This is a genomic window from Agrobacterium sp. FDAARGOS_525 (assembly GCF_003938925.1).
GTDB lineage: Bacteria > Pseudomonadota > Alphaproteobacteria > Rhizobiales > Rhizobiaceae > Agrobacterium > Agrobacterium pusense.
On record NZ_RKIU01000003.1, the window covers coordinates 1,769,711 to 1,784,665 of the forward strand.

General features: G+C 61.9%; 12 protein-coding genes. 10 read left to right on the forward strand and 2 right to left on the reverse strand.

What is annotated here, in order from left to right:
* The first annotated feature begins 148 nt into the window (after window positions 1–148).
* From EGT36_RS09955 to EGT36_RS09970, 4 genes are all read left to right on the forward strand, one after another.
* Complete coding sequence (locus EGT36_RS09955; protein ID WP_037090830.1) at window positions 149–997, forward strand: TIGR01459 family HAD-type hydrolase; 849 nt, start codon at window positions 149–151, stop codon at window positions 995–997.
* A 57-nt stretch (window positions 998–1,054) separates the two neighbouring features.
* On the forward strand, window positions 1,055–2,035 hold the full coding sequence (locus EGT36_RS09960; RefSeq protein WP_004440200.1) for a bifunctional riboflavin kinase/FAD synthetase: 981 nt from the start codon (window positions 1,055–1,057) through the stop codon (window positions 2,033–2,035).
* 280 nt (window positions 2,036–2,315) lie between these two features.
* Window positions 2,316–5,219, forward strand: a complete 2,904-nt coding sequence (ileS, locus tag EGT36_RS09965; RefSeq protein WP_037090938.1) for an isoleucine--tRNA ligase — start codon at window positions 2,316–2,318, stop codon at window positions 5,217–5,219.
* Between the two features lie 142 nt (window positions 5,220–5,361).
* Window positions 5,362–6,003 (forward strand): hypothetical protein, encoded by a 642-nt coding sequence (locus EGT36_RS09970; protein ID WP_004440212.1) that lies wholly within the window; start codon window positions 5,362–5,364, stop codon window positions 6,001–6,003.
* Between the two features lie 50 nt (window positions 6,004–6,053).
* Here EGT36_RS09970 and EGT36_RS09975 read toward each other — a convergent pair whose 3' ends face one another.
* Window positions 6,054–6,512, reverse strand: a complete 459-nt coding sequence (locus EGT36_RS09975) for a nucleoside deaminase (protein ID WP_004440213.1) — start codon at window positions 6,510–6,512, stop codon at window positions 6,054–6,056.
* A 71-nt stretch (window positions 6,513–6,583) separates the two neighbouring features.
* Here EGT36_RS09975 and EGT36_RS09980 point away from each other — a divergent pair, with 71 nt between their 5' ends.
* From EGT36_RS09980 to EGT36_RS09990, 3 genes are all read left to right on the forward strand, one after another.
* Window positions 6,584–8,527, forward strand: a complete 1,944-nt coding sequence (locus EGT36_RS09980) for a pseudouridine synthase (RefSeq protein WP_037090828.1) — start codon at window positions 6,584–6,586, stop codon at window positions 8,525–8,527.
* The gene (rsmD, locus tag EGT36_RS09985; protein WP_004440217.1) at window positions 8,508–9,065 is read left to right on the forward strand and encodes a 16S rRNA (guanine(966)-N(2))-methyltransferase RsmD; all 558 of its coding nucleotides are present in this window, start codon (window positions 8,508–8,510) and stop codon (window positions 9,063–9,065) included. Before EGT36_RS09980 ends, rsmD begins: the two co-directional genes overlap by 20 nt.
* 89 nt (window positions 9,066–9,154) lie before the next feature.
* Complete coding sequence (locus EGT36_RS09990) at window positions 9,155–10,081, forward strand: patatin-like phospholipase family protein (RefSeq protein ID WP_125270351.1); 927 nt, start codon at window positions 9,155–9,157, stop codon at window positions 10,079–10,081.
* A gap of 205 nt (window positions 10,082–10,286) precedes the next feature.
* Here EGT36_RS09990 and EGT36_RS09995 read toward each other — a convergent pair whose 3' ends face one another.
* Window positions 10,287–12,116, reverse strand: coding sequence for a monovalent cation:proton antiporter-2 (CPA2) family protein (locus EGT36_RS09995; RefSeq protein ID WP_037090826.1), 1,830 nt, complete (start codon window positions 12,114–12,116; stop codon window positions 10,287–10,289).
* Window positions 12,117–12,232: 116 nt separating this feature from the next.
* On the opposite strand from EGT36_RS09995, the gene EGT36_RS10000 reads away from it, so the two are divergent.
* From EGT36_RS10000 to EGT36_RS10010, 3 genes are all read left to right on the forward strand, one after another.
* Entirely contained in the window at window positions 12,233–13,579 is a 1,347-nt protein-coding gene (locus EGT36_RS10000) for a TldD/PmbA family protein (RefSeq protein ID WP_037090937.1), read from the forward strand.
* Between the two features lie 91 nt (window positions 13,580–13,670).
* Complete coding sequence (locus EGT36_RS10005; RefSeq protein WP_037090825.1) at window positions 13,671–14,477, forward strand: 3'(2'),5'-bisphosphate nucleotidase CysQ; 807 nt, start codon at window positions 13,671–13,673, stop codon at window positions 14,475–14,477.
* A gap of 60 nt (window positions 14,478–14,537) precedes the next feature.
* On the forward strand, window positions 14,538–14,777 hold the full coding sequence (locus EGT36_RS10010) for a DUF4170 domain-containing protein (RefSeq protein WP_004440223.1): 240 nt from the start codon (window positions 14,538–14,540) through the stop codon (window positions 14,775–14,777).
* The last annotated feature ends 178 nt before the right edge of the window (window positions 14,778–14,955 follow it).

Consider the following 14,955-nt stretch of genomic DNA (forward strand, 5'->3'; position numbering starts at 1 on the left):
TGCGCGGGATAAGCCTGAGGATGACGTCGAGTGTGACGCGCCAATCAGTTCAGTCCGAAGCCCGGACCGGCGGCGCTTTTTTCCTTGCCATCGGCGTCCCGCTTTGCGATGTGACGCACACACTCTTCTCGCATCCGGAAAGCATCTCATGGCCCACCGCATTCAAACTCTCGGCGAAATCACTGATGGGTTCGACGTTATCCTGTCGGATGTCTGGGGCGTGCTGCACAATGGCGTCAGCGCCTTTCCGGACGCGGCCATTGCCCTGAGAAGCGCGCGCGAGGCCGGCAAGACCGTGGTTCTCATCACCAATTCACCGCGTCCCGCGCCCGGCGTCATCGCCCAGCTGCGTGTGCTCGGCGTGCCCGACGAGGCCTATGACCGCATCGTCACCTCGGGCGATGTAACGCGTGGCCTGATCGCGGAAGGCCCCAGAAAAGTCTTCCTGCTGGGACCGCAGCGGGACATGCCGCTGTTGGAGGGTCTCGATGTCGAGGTGGTTGGCGAGGCCGACGCGGACTCCGTGGTCTGCACCGGCTTCTTCGACGACGAGACGGAGACGCCGGAGGACTATACCGAAATGCTTAAAAGCTTTATTGCCCGCAACGTGCCGATGATCTGCGCCAACCCGGATCTGGTGGTGGAGCGCGGCGAGCGCATCATTCCCTGCGCCGGCGCCATGGCCGCCTATTACGAACAGCTTGGCGGCGAGGTTCGCATCGCCGGAAAGCCGCATGCGCCGATCTATGAGGCCTGCCTTGCAGCGGCCAAGGAAGTGCGCGGCGCCTTCGCCAAGGATCGCGTTCTCGCCATCGGTGACGGCATGCCGACGGATGTGAAGGGCGCGATTGCGAGCGGTCTCAACCTTCTTTATATCAGCGGCGGCATTCACGTCGCCGAATATACGCTGAACGGCCAGACGGACGAGGCGCTTCTCAATGCCTATCTCAAGGGGCAGGGCGCTTCACCCGGCTGGTGGATGCCCCGACTTGCCTGAGGACGCATTTCTACGTCTCGCCTCGGGAATAGCTGGCGCTGGAATGGATCGACTGTCATGACCGTCTTTCACCGCAATGAAAAAAAAGAGCCGCTGCCCGAAGCTCTTCGTGGCGGCGTCGTCGCCATCGGCAATTTCGATGGCGTGCATCGCGGCCACCGGGCCGTGCTGGATCGCGCGCTGGAACTGGCGGAAGCCCGCGGCGTCCCCGCGCTGGTGCTGACCTTCGAGCCGCATCCCCGTTCCGTGTTCAGGCCCGATACGCCGGTCTTTCGCCTCACGCCCGCGCCATTGAAGGCGCGCATCCTTGAGGCCATCGGTTTCCGCTCGGTCATCGAATATCCGTTCGACCGCGAGTTTTCGCAGCGCTCGGCGGAAGAGTTCGTCCAGTCCATCCTGATTGACTGGCTGCATGCGAGCGCCGTCGTCACCGGTTTCGATTTCCATTTCGGCAAGGGCCGGGAAGGTGGGCCGGCATTCCTGATGGAAGCCGGAAAACGCCATGGCTTCGATGTGACGCTGGTGGACGCTTTCCGCGACGAGGGCGCGGATGTCGTCTCTTCCAGCCGGATACGCTCGCTTCTGTGCGAGGGTGATGTGGCGGGCGCCGCAGGCCTGCTTGGTTACCGTTTCACGGTGGAAAGCGAAGTCATCGGCGGCCAGAAGCTTGGCCGCACGCTGGGTTACCCCACCGCCAACATGGCGCTGGCGCCGGAAACGGAACTGAAGGCCGGCATCTATGCCGTCCGCTTCCGCCGACCCGATGGCTCGATCCGCGACGGCGTGGCGAGCTTCGGCTATCGCCCGACGGTCACGGACAACGGCGCGGCGTTGCTCGAAACATTCGTCTTCGATTTTTCGGGCGATCTCTATGGCGAGGTCTGCTCGGTCTCCTTCTTCGGCCACCTGCGCGATGAGTTGAAATTCGATGGTCTCGATCCGCTCGTGGCGCAGATCAAGCGGGATGAAGAAGAGGCGAGGGCGATGCTGTCGGGTGTGCAGCCGCTGAGCGAAGTGGATGCGAAGATCGCGTTTTGAGCAGGCTGCGGGGCATGTCCTTACTCGCCCGCCCCTTGCCGTCGCTTTTCTCTTCCTTTTTACCGGAAAACCGCATAAACAACCGGCCATGTCCCAATACCGGTTGAAATTTGCAGTTCAGATTGGCCGAATTATTGGCCCGGCCTTCCGCCCGCTCTGAGAGAGCCGGAAGGTCCGGGATTTTGGCGCTTCTGTGACAGACGGACGTGGCGCTTTCCGAATTTGCCCTCTTTGCAATTGATATGGCGCGGCCCGCACGGCGCGCAACAACGGTATGATCATGAGCGACACCGCAGAAAAACTGGACTATTCCACCACCCTCTATCTTCCGCAGACGGATTTTCCGATGCGCGCCGGCCTGCCGCAGAAAGAACCGGAAACGGTGAAGCGCTGGCAGGAAATGGGTCTCTACAAGAAGCTGCGCGCCTCGGCCGCCGGCCGCGAGAAATTCGTGCTGCATGACGGCCCGCCCTATGCCAACGGCAACATCCATATCGGCCATGCGCTGAACAAGATCCTGAAGGACGTCATCACCCGCTCGTTCCAGATGCGCGGTTACGACGCCAATTACGTGCCCGGCTGGGATTGCCATGGCCTGCCGATCGAATGGAAGATCGAGGAAGCCTACCGCGCCAAGGGCAAGAACAAGGACGAGGTTCCGGTCAACGAATTCCGCAAGGAGTGCCGTGAGTTCGCAGCCGGCTGGATCAAGGTCCAGTCGGAGGAGTTCAAGCGCCTCGGCATCGAGGGTGACTTCGAAAACCCCTACACGACGATGAACTTCCACGCGGAAGCCCGTATCGCCGGCGAACTTTTGAAGATCGCCAAGAGCGGCCAGCTCTACCGCGGTTCCAAGCCGATCATGTGGTCGGTTGTCGAACGCACGGCGCTGGCGGAAGCGGAAGTCGAATATCATGACGTCGAGAGTGACACGATCTGGGTGAAGTTTCCGGTCGTTGAAGGCTCTGCCGAGCTTGATGGCGCTTCCATCGTCATCTGGACGACCACGCCGTGGACGATCCCCGGCAACCGTGCCATCTCGTTTTCGTCGCGCATCGCCTATGGCATTTATGAGGTCACGGCGGCGGCCAATGATTTCGGACCGCAGCCGGGCGAAAAGCTCGTCTTCGCAGACAAGCTGGCAGCCGAATGCTTTGCCAAGGCGAAGCTCGAATTCACACGCCTGCGCGATGTGAAGGCGGAGGAGCTCGCCGCTGTTACCTGCGCCCACCCGCTGGCATCGCTGGGTTACACCTTCCCTGTTCCGGTTCTCGATGGCGATCACGTCACCGACGATGCCGGTACCGGCTTCGTGCACACAGCCCCCGGCCATGGCCGCGAGGACTTTGACGCGTGGATGGCGCAGGCGCGCGATCTGGAAGCGCGCGGCATCTCCTCCAAGATCCCGTTCACGGTCGGCGATGACGGTTTCTACACCGAAGACGCCCCCGGTTTCGGCCCGTCGGCCGAAGGCGGTGCCGCCCGTGTCATGGACGATAACGGCAAGAAGGGTGACGCCAATGACCGCGTCATCAAGGCGCTGATCGCGGAAAACAACCTGTTCGCCCGCGGCCGTCTGAAGCACAGCTATCCGCATAGCTGGCGCTCCAAGAAGCCTGTCATCTTCCGCAACACGCCGCAATGGTTCGTCTATATGGACAAGGAACTGGGTGACGGCACCACGCTGCGCTCCCGTTCGCTTTCCGCCATCGACCAGACCCGCTTCGTGCCGGCTTCCGGCCAGAACCGCCTGCGCGCCATGATCGAAGGCCGCCCGGACTGGGTTCTGTCGCGCCAGCGCAGCTGGGGCGTGCCGATCGCCGTCTTCGCCGACGAGAAAGGTGAAGTTCTGGTCGACGAGGCCGTCAACGCCCGCATCCTCGAGGCTTTCGAGGCCGAAGGCGCGGACGCCTGGTTCGCCGAAGGCGCCAAGGAACGCTTCCTCGGCAATGACCACGACCATGCCAAGTGGCAGCAGGTCATGGACATCCTCGACGTCTGGTTCGACAGCGGCTGCACTCACACCTTCACGCTGGAAGACCGCCCGGACTTGAAGTGGCCGGCGGATGTCTATCTCGAAGGCTCCGACCAGCATCGCGGCTGGTTCCATTCGTCGCTGCTCGAAAGCTGCGCGACGCGCGGCCGTGCGCCTTACAATGCCGTTGTGACCCACGGTTTCACCATGGACGAGCAGGGGCGTAAACAGTCGAAGTCGCTCGGCAACGTGGTTGCTCCGCAGGAAGTCATGAGCCAGTCGGGTGCCGACATCCTGCGCCTGTGGGTGATGACCACGGATTACTGGGAAGACCAGCGCCTCGGCAAGGCCATCATCCAGACCAATGTCGATGCCTATCGCAAGCTGCGCAACACCATCCGCTGGATGCTCGGCACGCTCGCCCATTACAAGGGCGAAGAGATCGCCTATGACGATCTGCCGGAGCTGGAAAAGCTGGTGCTGCACCGCCTGTCCGAACTGGATGGCGTTGTTCGCGAAGGTTATGACGGCTTCGAGTTCAAGAAGATCACCCGTGCGCTGATCGACTTTGCCAATGTCGAGCTTTCGGCCTTCTATTTCGACGTCCGCAAGGACACGCTGTATTGCGACGCGCCGTCGTCGCTGAAGCGCCGCGCGGCCCTGTCGGTCATCGCCAAGCTGTTCGATTGCCTGGTGACGTGGCTTGCCCCCATGCTGCCCTTCACAACGGAAGAAGCGTGGCTGTCGCGCTACCCGGATGCGGAGTCGGTGCATCTCGCCCAGTTCCCGGAAATCCCGGCAAACTGGAAGAATGATGCGCTGGAAGCGAAGTGGGAGAAAATCCGCAAGGTCCGCACCGTCGTGACGGGCGCGCTTGAAGTCGAGCGCCGTGAAAAGCGCATCGGTTCTTCGCTGGAAGCGGCTCCGGTCGTCCACATCGCCGACGCCGATCTTCTGGCCGCGCTGAAGGATCAGGACTTCGCCGAAATCTGCATCACCTCGGCCATCACGGTTGTGGGTGACGAAGGCCCTGCCGACGGTTTCCGCCTGCCGGAAGTTCCGAAGGTCGTGGTCGAGCAGAAGCTCGCGGAAGGTGAAAAATGCGCGCGTTCGTGGCGCATCACCACCGATGTCGGGTCCGATCCGGATTATCCCGATGTCTCGGCGCGCGATGCGGCCGCCCTGCGCGAGCTTGCGGCCCTGGCATAATGAAAATGGCCGGATGAATTGCGCTTTGCCTCTTCATCCGGTACACCTGCCTGAAAATGGCCGGATTTACAGGGCAATGCGGGCTGCCGCCTGCCGAAAGACGATGTCTGGCGAAGTGGGACGGACGGCTGGAAGGGTTTCAATGAAGACGATGCAGGGTAATGCGCAGGGTTTGGGCATGTTTCGCACGGTGGTTGGCGTCACGACGATAGGCGTGCTGCTCGGCGCATGCACGAGCCCGACCTACGGTACGGGCAAGACGGCAGCCGAACAGCTTGTCGACGATCTCGGCAACGCAACCTCGATCACCGGCGACCAGACCAAGCGCAACCTGAAATATGGTCCTCGCCCGGGCCTCGTCGTTCCCGCCCAGGCCCGTGCCGAGCAGCTGGCTCAGCCGCAGCAGAACATGGCGAGCCGCGAAAACAACCCGCAATGGGTCGAATCGCCGGAAGAAACCCGCGAACGCCTGCGCGATGAGGCGGATGCCAACAAGAACAACCCGCATTATCGTTCGCCGCTGCTCGCCGGCAACGGCACCGCCGGTCAAATGACCGAAAGCCAGAAGTGGGAAGCCTTCCGCAAGGCCAAGGCCGAAGCCCAGGGCGGCTCTGTGGTCAACGCCCAGCGCAAGTTCCTCACCGATCCACCGGCCGAATATCGCAGCGTTCCGCAGGATCAGCTGACCGATCTCGGCGAGCCGGAGCAGAAAAAGGAAAAGCGCCGCAAGAAAGAAGCGGCAATGGCCGGCACCGGCAAGAGCTGGTGGAACCCTTTCCAGTAATGGCGAATGGTTGATGGCTGGCGGGAAGGCTTACGCCTCCCGCGAGTCGCTCAGTCGTCGAGACGTTTCCCGCGGAAAAATTGCCGCAGGATGTCAGCACTTTCACTCTCCGCCAGTCCCGAATAAACATCCGGCGCATGATGGCATGTCGGCTGGCTGAAGAACCGCACGCCACTCTCCACTGCACCGCCCTTCGGGTCTTGCGCGCCATAATAGAGCCGACGGATACGGGCAAATGAAATTGCCGCCGCGCACATGGTGCAAGGCTCTAGTGTCACATAGAGATCGGCACCGGGCAGGCGTTCCTGTCCCAGCGCCTCGCAGGCCATACGGATCACGGCGATTTCAGCATGCGCCGTCACATCGTTCAATTCACGGGTGCGGTTGCCGGAACGGGCGATGACGCGACCGTCCAGTACCAGTACGGCACCGATTGGAACCTCCTGCCGCTCGCCGGCGGCACGGGCTTCCCAAAGCGCCAGCTCCATGAAATGCGTCCTTTCGGCCATTGCGTTTCAATTTCCTCTTAACCCTTGTGCTTGGACCTGATAGGACAGCCCAAACAACAGGCAAACAGCAAATGACTTTTAAAGACAAGCCGAAGCGTGACGGCGGCAAGACATTTAGCCGAGACAGGAAGCCGAAAGGCCCCGGCAAACCCGCAGCCGAGCGCGAAAAGAAACCTGCCGAGGCAAAGGCCGCCCCGGTGCCGGAAACCGTGGGCGCCTCGAAGCCCGAGCGCATTTCCAAGATCATGGCGCGCGCCGGCGTGGCTTCGCGCCGCGATGTCGAGCGCATGATCATGGAGGGCCGCGTGTCGCTGAACGGCGTCAAGCTGGATACGCCTGTCGTCAACGCCACGCTGTCGGACAAGATCGAAGTGGATGGCATGCCGATTCGCGGCGCCGAGCGCACGCGGCTGTGGCTTTACCACAAGCCCGCTGGTCTGGTGACCACCAATTCCGACCCGGAAGGCCGCCCGACCGTTTTCGACAATCTGCCGAGCGAACTGCCGCGCGTCCTCTCCATCGGCCGCCTCGATATCAATACCGAAGGCTTGCTGCTGCTTACCAATGATGGCGGTCTTTCCCGCGTTCTGGAATTGCCGACCACCGGCTGGCTGCGCCGTTACCGCGTGCGCGCCCATGGTGAGGTGGATCAGGCGGCGCTCGACAAGCTGAAGGAAGGCATCGCCGTCGATGGCGTGCTCTACGGCGCGATCGACGCCACGCTTGACCGTACCCAGGGCCACAACGTCTGGATCAGCATGGGCCTGCGCGAAGGCAAGAACCGCGAGATCAAGAACGTGCTCGGCGCGCTCGGCCTCGAGGTCAACCGTCTGATCCGTGTTTCCTACGGTCCGTTCCAGCTCGGCGATCTGCCCGAAGGCAAGGTGCTGGAAGTGCGTGGCCGGATGCTGCGCGACCAGCTCGGCCCGCGCCTGATCGAACAGGCGGGCGCCAATTTCGATGCGCCGATCTACAATGCCCCCGTTGAGGACGAGGAAGACAACGCGCCGAAGCGGCCCGCGAAGGCCGAATGGGCAAAGAGCGATGCGCCGGAAGGCAAGCCGCGCTTCGAAAAAGGCGGCAAGTCCGAGGACCGCCGTGAAAAGGCGCTTGGCCGCCTCGACACCAAGCGGGGCGACAAGCCCGCCGGCAAGTTCGGCTCCAAGCCTGCCGGCAAGTTCGGCGCCAAGGGCCGCACCGAGGATGAGGGTGACGACCGCCGCCCCCGCCAGCCTGCCGGCACAAGCCGCACGGCCAATGTCTGGATGGCGCCCGGCGCGAAGCCGACCCGTGACGGCAAGGAACGCAAGTCTTCGGCCCGTGCTGAGGCGGAAAGCCTGTTCAAGAAGCCTTCTGCGCAGGACGAAGCCCGCCGCAGCCTCGTGCGCCATGCCGATGAAGACGGTGAGTGGATTCGTTCCGAACCCACCCGCGACGATGACCGCGGGCAGGGCCGTGGCGATCGCTCCGCACGTGGCGAGAAGAATTTTGGCGATCGTGGCGGACGCGGCGGCAAGTCGTTCGGCGATCGGCCGTTCCGCGACCGTCCCCGTGAAGATGGCGACCGCCCGCGTGGTGCCAAGCCGTTTGGTGACCGTCCGGCCCGGGGCGACAAACCCTTCGGCGACCGGCCCTTCCGTGACCGCCCGCGCGAAGACGGTGACCGTCCGCGCAGCGACCGCCCACGTGGCGAAAAGAGTTTCGGCGATCGCACCGCCCGGGGGGAAAGACCCGCTGGTGACCGTCCGTTCCGAGACAGACCCCGTGACGACGGTGATCGCGCCCGCGGCGAGCGGCCAGCGGGTGACAAGCCCCGCGGCGGCAAGCCGGGCGGCAAACCCGGCTTTGGCAAGCCGTCCTTCGGAAAATCGGGCGAGCGTGGCGAACGTTCGGGGTTTTCCGGAAAAGGCGCTGGCGGCAAGGGCCCCGGCGGTAATAAGCCGGGCGGCAAGGGCCCGGGTGGCAAACCTTCTGGAGGCAGGGGAATGACACGTAATGCGGATCGTAGGCGGTGAGTTCCGCGGCCGGAGCTTGGCCGCGCCGAAAACAAATTCCATTCGTCCGACCATCGACAGGACGCGGGAAAGCCTCTTCAACATTCTGAGCCATGCCTATCCGGAAAGTCTGGATGGCACGCGCGTTCTGGACGTTTTCGCCGGAACCGGTGCGGTCGGGCTGGAGGCGCTTTCGCGCGGCTGTCGTGTGGCGCTCTTCGTCGAAAACGGCGTCGAGGGCAGGGGGCTGCTTTGGGAAAATATCGATGCGCTGGGTCTGCATGGCCGCGCCCGCATCTTGCGGCGTGATGCCACCAAGCTCGGCGGCGTCAACAATATCGAACCGTTCGATCTTCTTTTCGCCGATCCGCCTTATGGCTATGGCCATGGCGAAAAGGCTTTCGCGGCTGCCCATAGTGGCGGTTGGCTCAACGCCGGCGCGCTTGCCATTCTGGAAGAGCGCGGCGATGTGACGGTCAATGTCGATCCGGCGTTCAAGCTGCTTGAAAGCCGCATCTTCGGCGACACGAAGATGCATTTCTACCGCTACGAGCCCTGACGGGGAGTGCCCCGTCACGCCACGGTCTCGTCTTGTTTGCCGGATAGGCAGACCCCTTCACCGTGGTAACCAGTTTTGGGTGTTTTCGCATGGATCAGGCTGGGAACGAAAGCGTCACGATCGTCCGCGCCGGAGAAGAAGTTCTCGAAGGCGATGGTGCGGGCAATCATGTGCCGACATTCGGACTGGCGCTCGGCGGCGGCGGCGCACGCGGCATCTGCCATATCAACGTTATCGAGGCTTTCGACGAACTCGGCATCCGGCCCGTGGCAATTTCCGGTTCGTCCATCGGCTCCATCATCGGCGCGGGCATGGCGGCCGGCATGTCTGGCCGCGAAATCCGCGAATACACGCTGGAACTCATGGGACGCAAAGGTTCGGTCGCCAACCGGCTCTGGAGCCTCGGCCCGGCATCGATGCGCCATGCGGTGGACGGTTTTCGTCTCGGCCAGTTCAATCTCGAACTCATTCTCCACGCCTTGATGCCACAGGCGCTGCCGAAGGATTTTTCCGAACTCGCCATTCCGCTGAAAGTGATAACCACGGATTATTACGCCCAGACCGAAGTGGTGGTCGAGAGCGGCGAGATCATCCAGGCGCTGGCGGCTTCAGCCGCCATTCCGGCGCTGTTCATGCCTGTTCGTATCGATGGCCGCATCATGATCGATGGCGGTATCTTCAATCCGGTCCCCTATGAACATTTGCTGGATCACGCCGATATCGTTATTGGCGTCGATGTCGTCGGTGGCCCGGAAGGGGATGGAACCACCATGCCCAGCCGATTGGAAAGCCTGTTCGGCGCCAGCCAGCTGATGATGCAGGCGGCGATTGCCCTGAAGCTCAGACTGCGCCCGCCACACATTTTCCTACGCCCTCCGGTTCACCGTTTCGGCGTGCTGGACTTCCTGAAGTCGGAAGAGGTGCTGAACGCGTCGTCCGGCATCAAGGACGATCTCAAACGGCAGATCGAGCTGCAAGTGGAGCTGTTTCATCGCGGGCACGGCGTGGAGGCTTAAGCAGCAATCCCTGAGTATTCGCTAGGAACGAGCGGGTACCACTGGTTTCTTCTCCCCGCCGGGGAGAAGGTGGCCCGAAGGGTCGGATGAGGGGGAACGTTGCCGGATTTCGGAGAACTTGCCCCTTCATCCCGCTGCCGCGGACTTCTCTCCGGCGGGGAGAAGAGACAAGTGGCGCTATCCCAGCCACTACGAAGAACGCATTTCACAACGACACCTCCGTCTCGCTGTCCTCCATATCCTCTTCTTCCTCCCGCTTTTCCGCCTTGTTCTTCGGCTTCATCAGCGGTTCCGGCTTCACCTCGCGTACCGGCTTGTTGTGCAGCATCTGCCGGCCGGCGGCGAGGCCTTCCACGGCTTGCAACTGCAGTCGCTCCTCATCGCGTTCGCGAATGTCGTCGGCAATCGCCAGAGCCCTGTCGCCATCCATATCAAGCCCCTCGAGAATGCGCCTGCCAAACAGCAGGCCGGATTCCAGCGTTTCGCGGAGCTCATATTCCACGCCCTTCTTTCTAAGGTCGATCGAATGAATGCGGTCATAGGAGCGGGCATAGATGCGAACGCTTGGAAATTCCGACTGGATCATGTCGATGATACGGTCGGTGACTTCCTTCTTGTGGGTGCAGACAGCCACCAGATCGGCCCGTTCGATGCCGGCGGCGATCAGCACGTCCTTGCGGGTGCCATCACCGAAAAAGATACGGAAACCGAAACGGGCGGCCTGACGCACGCGATCGGCGGAACTGTCGATCACGGTCACGTCGCGCCCGCCGGCGAGAAGGATCTGCGAGGCGATCTGACCGAAACGGGAAAAGCCGATCATCAGCACATCCGCGCCGGCTCCGTCGAAATCCTCTTCCAGCTTGTCTTCTTCCGCATCCTCCGCCGTCAGCCGACGGGAAATTACTGCAAGAAGCGGCGTCAGCGCCATGGAGAGCGTAACGACGGCAACGAGGATTGACGCGGTTGCCTGCGGAAACAGCCCCGAGGCGGCCGCCGTGGTGAAGAGCACGAAGCCGAATTCGCCGCCCTGCGCCAGAAGCAGCGCGATGCGGCTCGACGCATAACGCGATGAGCCTGCGATGCGGCAGAGGCCATAGATCAGCGCCGCCTTCACCGCCATCATGACAGGCACGGCGATCAGGATAAGCACGATGTTCTCATAAACGATATGGACGTGCAGCGACATGCCGACGGCCATGAAGAACAATGCCAGGAACAACCCGCGAAACGGCTCTATATCGGCCTCCAACTCGTGCCGATAGGAGGATTCCGACAGCATCAACCCCGCCAGCAACGCGCCCATGCCCATCGACAGGCCGACCGCCTCCATGATCGCGGCGGCGCCGATGACGACGAAGAGGGCGGCGGCGATCATCACCTCCCGCGCGCCGGTGCGGGCGATGATCTGGAACATGGGGGTGAGAAGATACCGCCCGGCAAGGATCATTCCAGCCACCGCGACGACGGAGGCGATGAGATCGGACACCATGGAATCCGTCGCCACGTCCGGCCGGTTGGAAAGAATGGTAACGAGGGCGAGAAGCGGCACGATGGCCAGATCCTGAAACAGCAGGATAGAAAAGGAGCGGTTGCCGTGCCGCGTATTCATGTCGCCGTCGTCTTCGAGGATCTGCAGCGCAAAGGCGGTGGAGGAAAGCGCAAGGCCGAAACCTGCAACCACGCTTCCCCGCCAGTCGATCAGCCCCGCCCACCATACAATCGCCGCAAGCACACTGCCCGTCACCAGTACTTGCGCAAGCCCCAGCCCTAAAATATCGCGCCGCATCTGCCAGATGCGCGACGGCTTGAGTTCCAGCCCGATGATGAAGAGCAGGAAAACGACGCCGAGTTCCGAGACGTTGAAGATGTCCTTTGCATCCGTGACCAGATGCAGGAACGGCCCGATGACGATGCCGGCCACCAGATAACCGAGCACGGTGCCAAGTCCGAGTTTGCGGAAAACGGAGGCCGCAATGACCGCGCCGGCCAGAAGCAGCAAGGGTTCGGAAAAGAGAGCGTCGTGCTCGGTCATGCGGGCGAACTTTCGAATAGGGTGGCGATGGCGCCCTCTGGACGGAGAAAGCGACGTTTCGCCCTTGATGCGGGGTTGCTGGCACAATAAATGGAACAGGAATGAAAGGCCAACTCATGTCCTCAGAAATAGATTCTTCCAAACTTCTCGAGCGCGCCAGCCAGCTTGTCGATCTTGCCCGGGCCGCCGGCGCGGATGAGGCGGATGCTGTTGTCGTGCGTTCGCGCTCACAATCGGTCGGCGTGCGGCTCGGCAAGGTGGAAAGCACCGAATCCTCCGAAAGCGACGATTTTTCCCTGCGTGTCTTCGTTGGCCGCCGGGTGGCAAGCGTTTCGGCCAATCCCGGCTTCGATCTGAAGACCTTGGCGGAAAGGGCAGTGGCCATGGCGAAGGTTTCGCCGGAAGACCCCTTTGCCTGCCTTGCGGACAAGGAACGGCTGGCAAGTTCCTATGATGATCTCGAGCTTTTCGATGCAACGGACGTGTCTGCGGATCAATTGCGCGAGGCGGCCCTTGCTTCGGAAGAGGCGGCGCTGGCGGTCAAGGGCGTCAGCAATTCCTCCGGCGCCGGTGCATCGAGCGGGATGGGCGGTCTCGTTCTCGTCACCTCGCATGGCTTTGCCGGCAGCTATATGGGCAGCCGTTTCAGCCGTTCCGTCAGTGTCATCGCCGGCGAAGGCACGAAGATGGAGCGCGACTACGATTTCGACAGCCGCCTTTATTATGCAGATCTCGATGCCGCCGAAGAGATAGGCCGTCGCGCCGGTGAAAAAGTCGTGCGCCGCGTCGGTCCGCGCCAGGTCGATACCGGCAGCAACATCACGGTGGTGTTTGATCCCCGTATCGCCCGCGGCTTCGTCGGTGCGATTGCAGGCGCGATCAACGGCGCTTCCGTTGCCCGCAAGACCAGCTTCCTGCGCGACAAGATGGGCCAGCAGGTGCTGAAAAGAGGCCTTTACCTCACCGACGATCCTCAGATCGTGCGTGGCCCTTCCTCCCGTCCTTTCGATGGCGAAGGTGTTCGCGGCGAAAAGATGACGATGATTGAGGATGGCGTTTTGAAGCACTGGTTCCTCTCCACCTCCGCGGCACGGGAACTCGGCCTCGAAACCAACGGCCGCGGCGTGCGTGGCGGCACCTCGGTCTCGCCGGCTTCCACCAACCTTGCTCTGGAGCCGGGCGATCTTTCGCCGGAGGACCTGTTGGGGCAGGTCGGGTCGGGCTTTTACGTCACCGAGCTGATCGGCCACGGTGCCAACATGATCACTGGTGAATATAGTTGCGGGGCGAGCGGTTTCTGGATCGAGAACGGCGAAAAGACGTTTCCGGTTTCCGAGGTCACGATTGCCTCGAACCTGAAGGACATGTTCATGCGGATCACGCCGGCCAATGATATTGATCGCAAATACGGCATCGCGGCCCCGACGCTCGCCATCGAAGGCATGACGATCGCAGGCAAGTGAGGCGACCTGCGGGATTTTCGCTGGCGCTTCATATGCAAGTGCGAACAGAAAAACGGGCGCGCCATCTGAGGCGCGCGGAAAAGACGGCAAGATGAACGACATGGATGAGGCCCGCTGGGCCTCCGATCTGAGGCTGGTCCTCGAAGCCGCCCGCAAGGCGGGCGAGACAGCCCTCGGTTTCTTCCGCAAGGATCCCGAGGTCTGGTGGAAGAATGGCGGGCTTTCGCCGGTAAGCGCGGCCGATTACGCCGCCAATGAAATCCTCGAAACCATTCTGCGCTCCGCCCGGCCGGATTATGGCTGGCTTTCCGAAGAGACGGATGACGACGCGGACAGGCTTTCCCGTTCCACCGTCTTTGTGGTCGATCCCATCGACGGCACCCGCGCCTTCATTGGCGGCAGGGATACTTGGTGCATCAGCGTTGCCGTGGTGCATGAAGGGCGGCCGGTGGTGGGCGTGCTCGTCGCACCGGCGCTGTCGGAGGAATTTACCGCGATAGAGGGCGGCGTGGCGTTAAAAAACGGAAGCCCCATCTCCGCAAGCGGCGGCAATACCGGCACCTTCCATCTCGCCGCCGCGGCAGAGGCGATCACGCATCTGCCGGAAACGATGCGTAACAATGTCGAGCGTGTCCCGCATGTGCCGTCGCTGGCCTACCGGCTGGCGATGGTGGCGGACGGTCGTATCGACGGTACGCTGGTCATGCCCAACTCACACGAGTGGGACCTGGCCGCGGCCGATCTCATTCTCGAATGCTCCGGCGGCCGGCTTGCCGGTCTGGATGGCAAACCTCTGATGTATAATCGCCGCCGGGTGAACCACCCCGCATTGTGCGCCGCAGCGAATTATGCGCTGCCTGCACTTTTGAAAGCGTTTTCACATCCGTCTGGCAGTTGACGTTTGGCGGGAAATCCCGCAGATGAAGGCCTCTCTCAGAGTTCAAGAAAGAGATAAGACATGACGGAAACTGGCAAACCGAAACAGCTGCTGCACCTCGTCTTCGGCGGCGAACTGGAAAACCTTCAGGATGTTCAGTTCCGGGATTTGAGCGCGCTCGACATTGTCGGCATCTACCCAGATTACGCCTCCGCGCTCACGGCTTGGAAGTCGAAGGCACAGATGACTGTCGATAACGCCCATATGCGTTATTTTATCGTGCATATGCACCGTCTCCTCAATCCTGACGACAAAATTTGAGTCCCTTTGCCCTTGCGTTGTAATACTATTGGATGAAAGCGCGCTTTCCCGTGATTCCTGCGCGAGCGGCGCAGCCCGGGAATGCCGTTACGAGAAAATGTGATCGCGCTTTCGTTTCCGATGACAAAAAATGACGCAATTTGAGAAGAAGTAGGCGGCGATAACAACCAGAACAGGG

Bases quoted from the DNA above. Each gene is read 5' to 3' on its own strand.
- EGT36_RS09970 (WP_004440212.1), top strand. From the start codon at position 5,362: ATGAAGACGATGCAGGGTAATGCGCAGGGTTTGGGCATGTTTCGCACG.
- EGT36_RS09995 (WP_037090826.1), bottom strand. From the start codon at position 12,116: ATGACCGAGCACGACGCTCTCTTTTCCGAACCCTTGCTGCTTCTGGCC.
- ileS (WP_037090938.1), top strand. From the start codon at position 2,316: ATGAGCGACACCGCAGAAAAACTGGACTATTCCACCACCCTCTATCTT.
- EGT36_RS10010 (WP_004440223.1), top strand. From the start codon at position 14,538: ATGACGGAAACTGGCAAACCGAAACAGCTGCTGCACCTCGTCTTCGGC.
- EGT36_RS09955 (WP_037090830.1), top strand. From the start codon at position 149: ATGGCCCACCGCATTCAAACTCTCGGCGAAATCACTGATGGGTTCGAC.
- EGT36_RS09990 (WP_125270351.1), top strand. From the start codon at position 9,155: ATGGATCAGGCTGGGAACGAAAGCGTCACGATCGTCCGCGCCGGAGAA.
- EGT36_RS09960 (WP_004440200.1), top strand. From the start codon at position 1,055: ATGACCGTCTTTCACCGCAATGAAAAAAAAGAGCCGCTGCCCGAAGCT.
- rsmD (WP_004440217.1), top strand. From the start codon at position 8,508: ATGCGGATCGTAGGCGGTGAGTTCCGCGGCCGGAGCTTGGCCGCGCCG.
- EGT36_RS10000 (WP_037090937.1), top strand. From the start codon at position 12,233: ATGTCCTCAGAAATAGATTCTTCCAAACTTCTCGAGCGCGCCAGCCAG.
- EGT36_RS09980 (WP_037090828.1), top strand. From the start codon at position 6,584: ATGACTTTTAAAGACAAGCCGAAGCGTGACGGCGGCAAGACATTTAGC.
- EGT36_RS09975 (WP_004440213.1), bottom strand. From the start codon at position 6,512: ATGGCCGAAAGGACGCATTTCATGGAGCTGGCGCTTTGGGAAGCCCGT.
- EGT36_RS10005 (WP_037090825.1), top strand. From the start codon at position 13,671: ATGAACGACATGGATGAGGCCCGCTGGGCCTCCGATCTGAGGCTGGTC.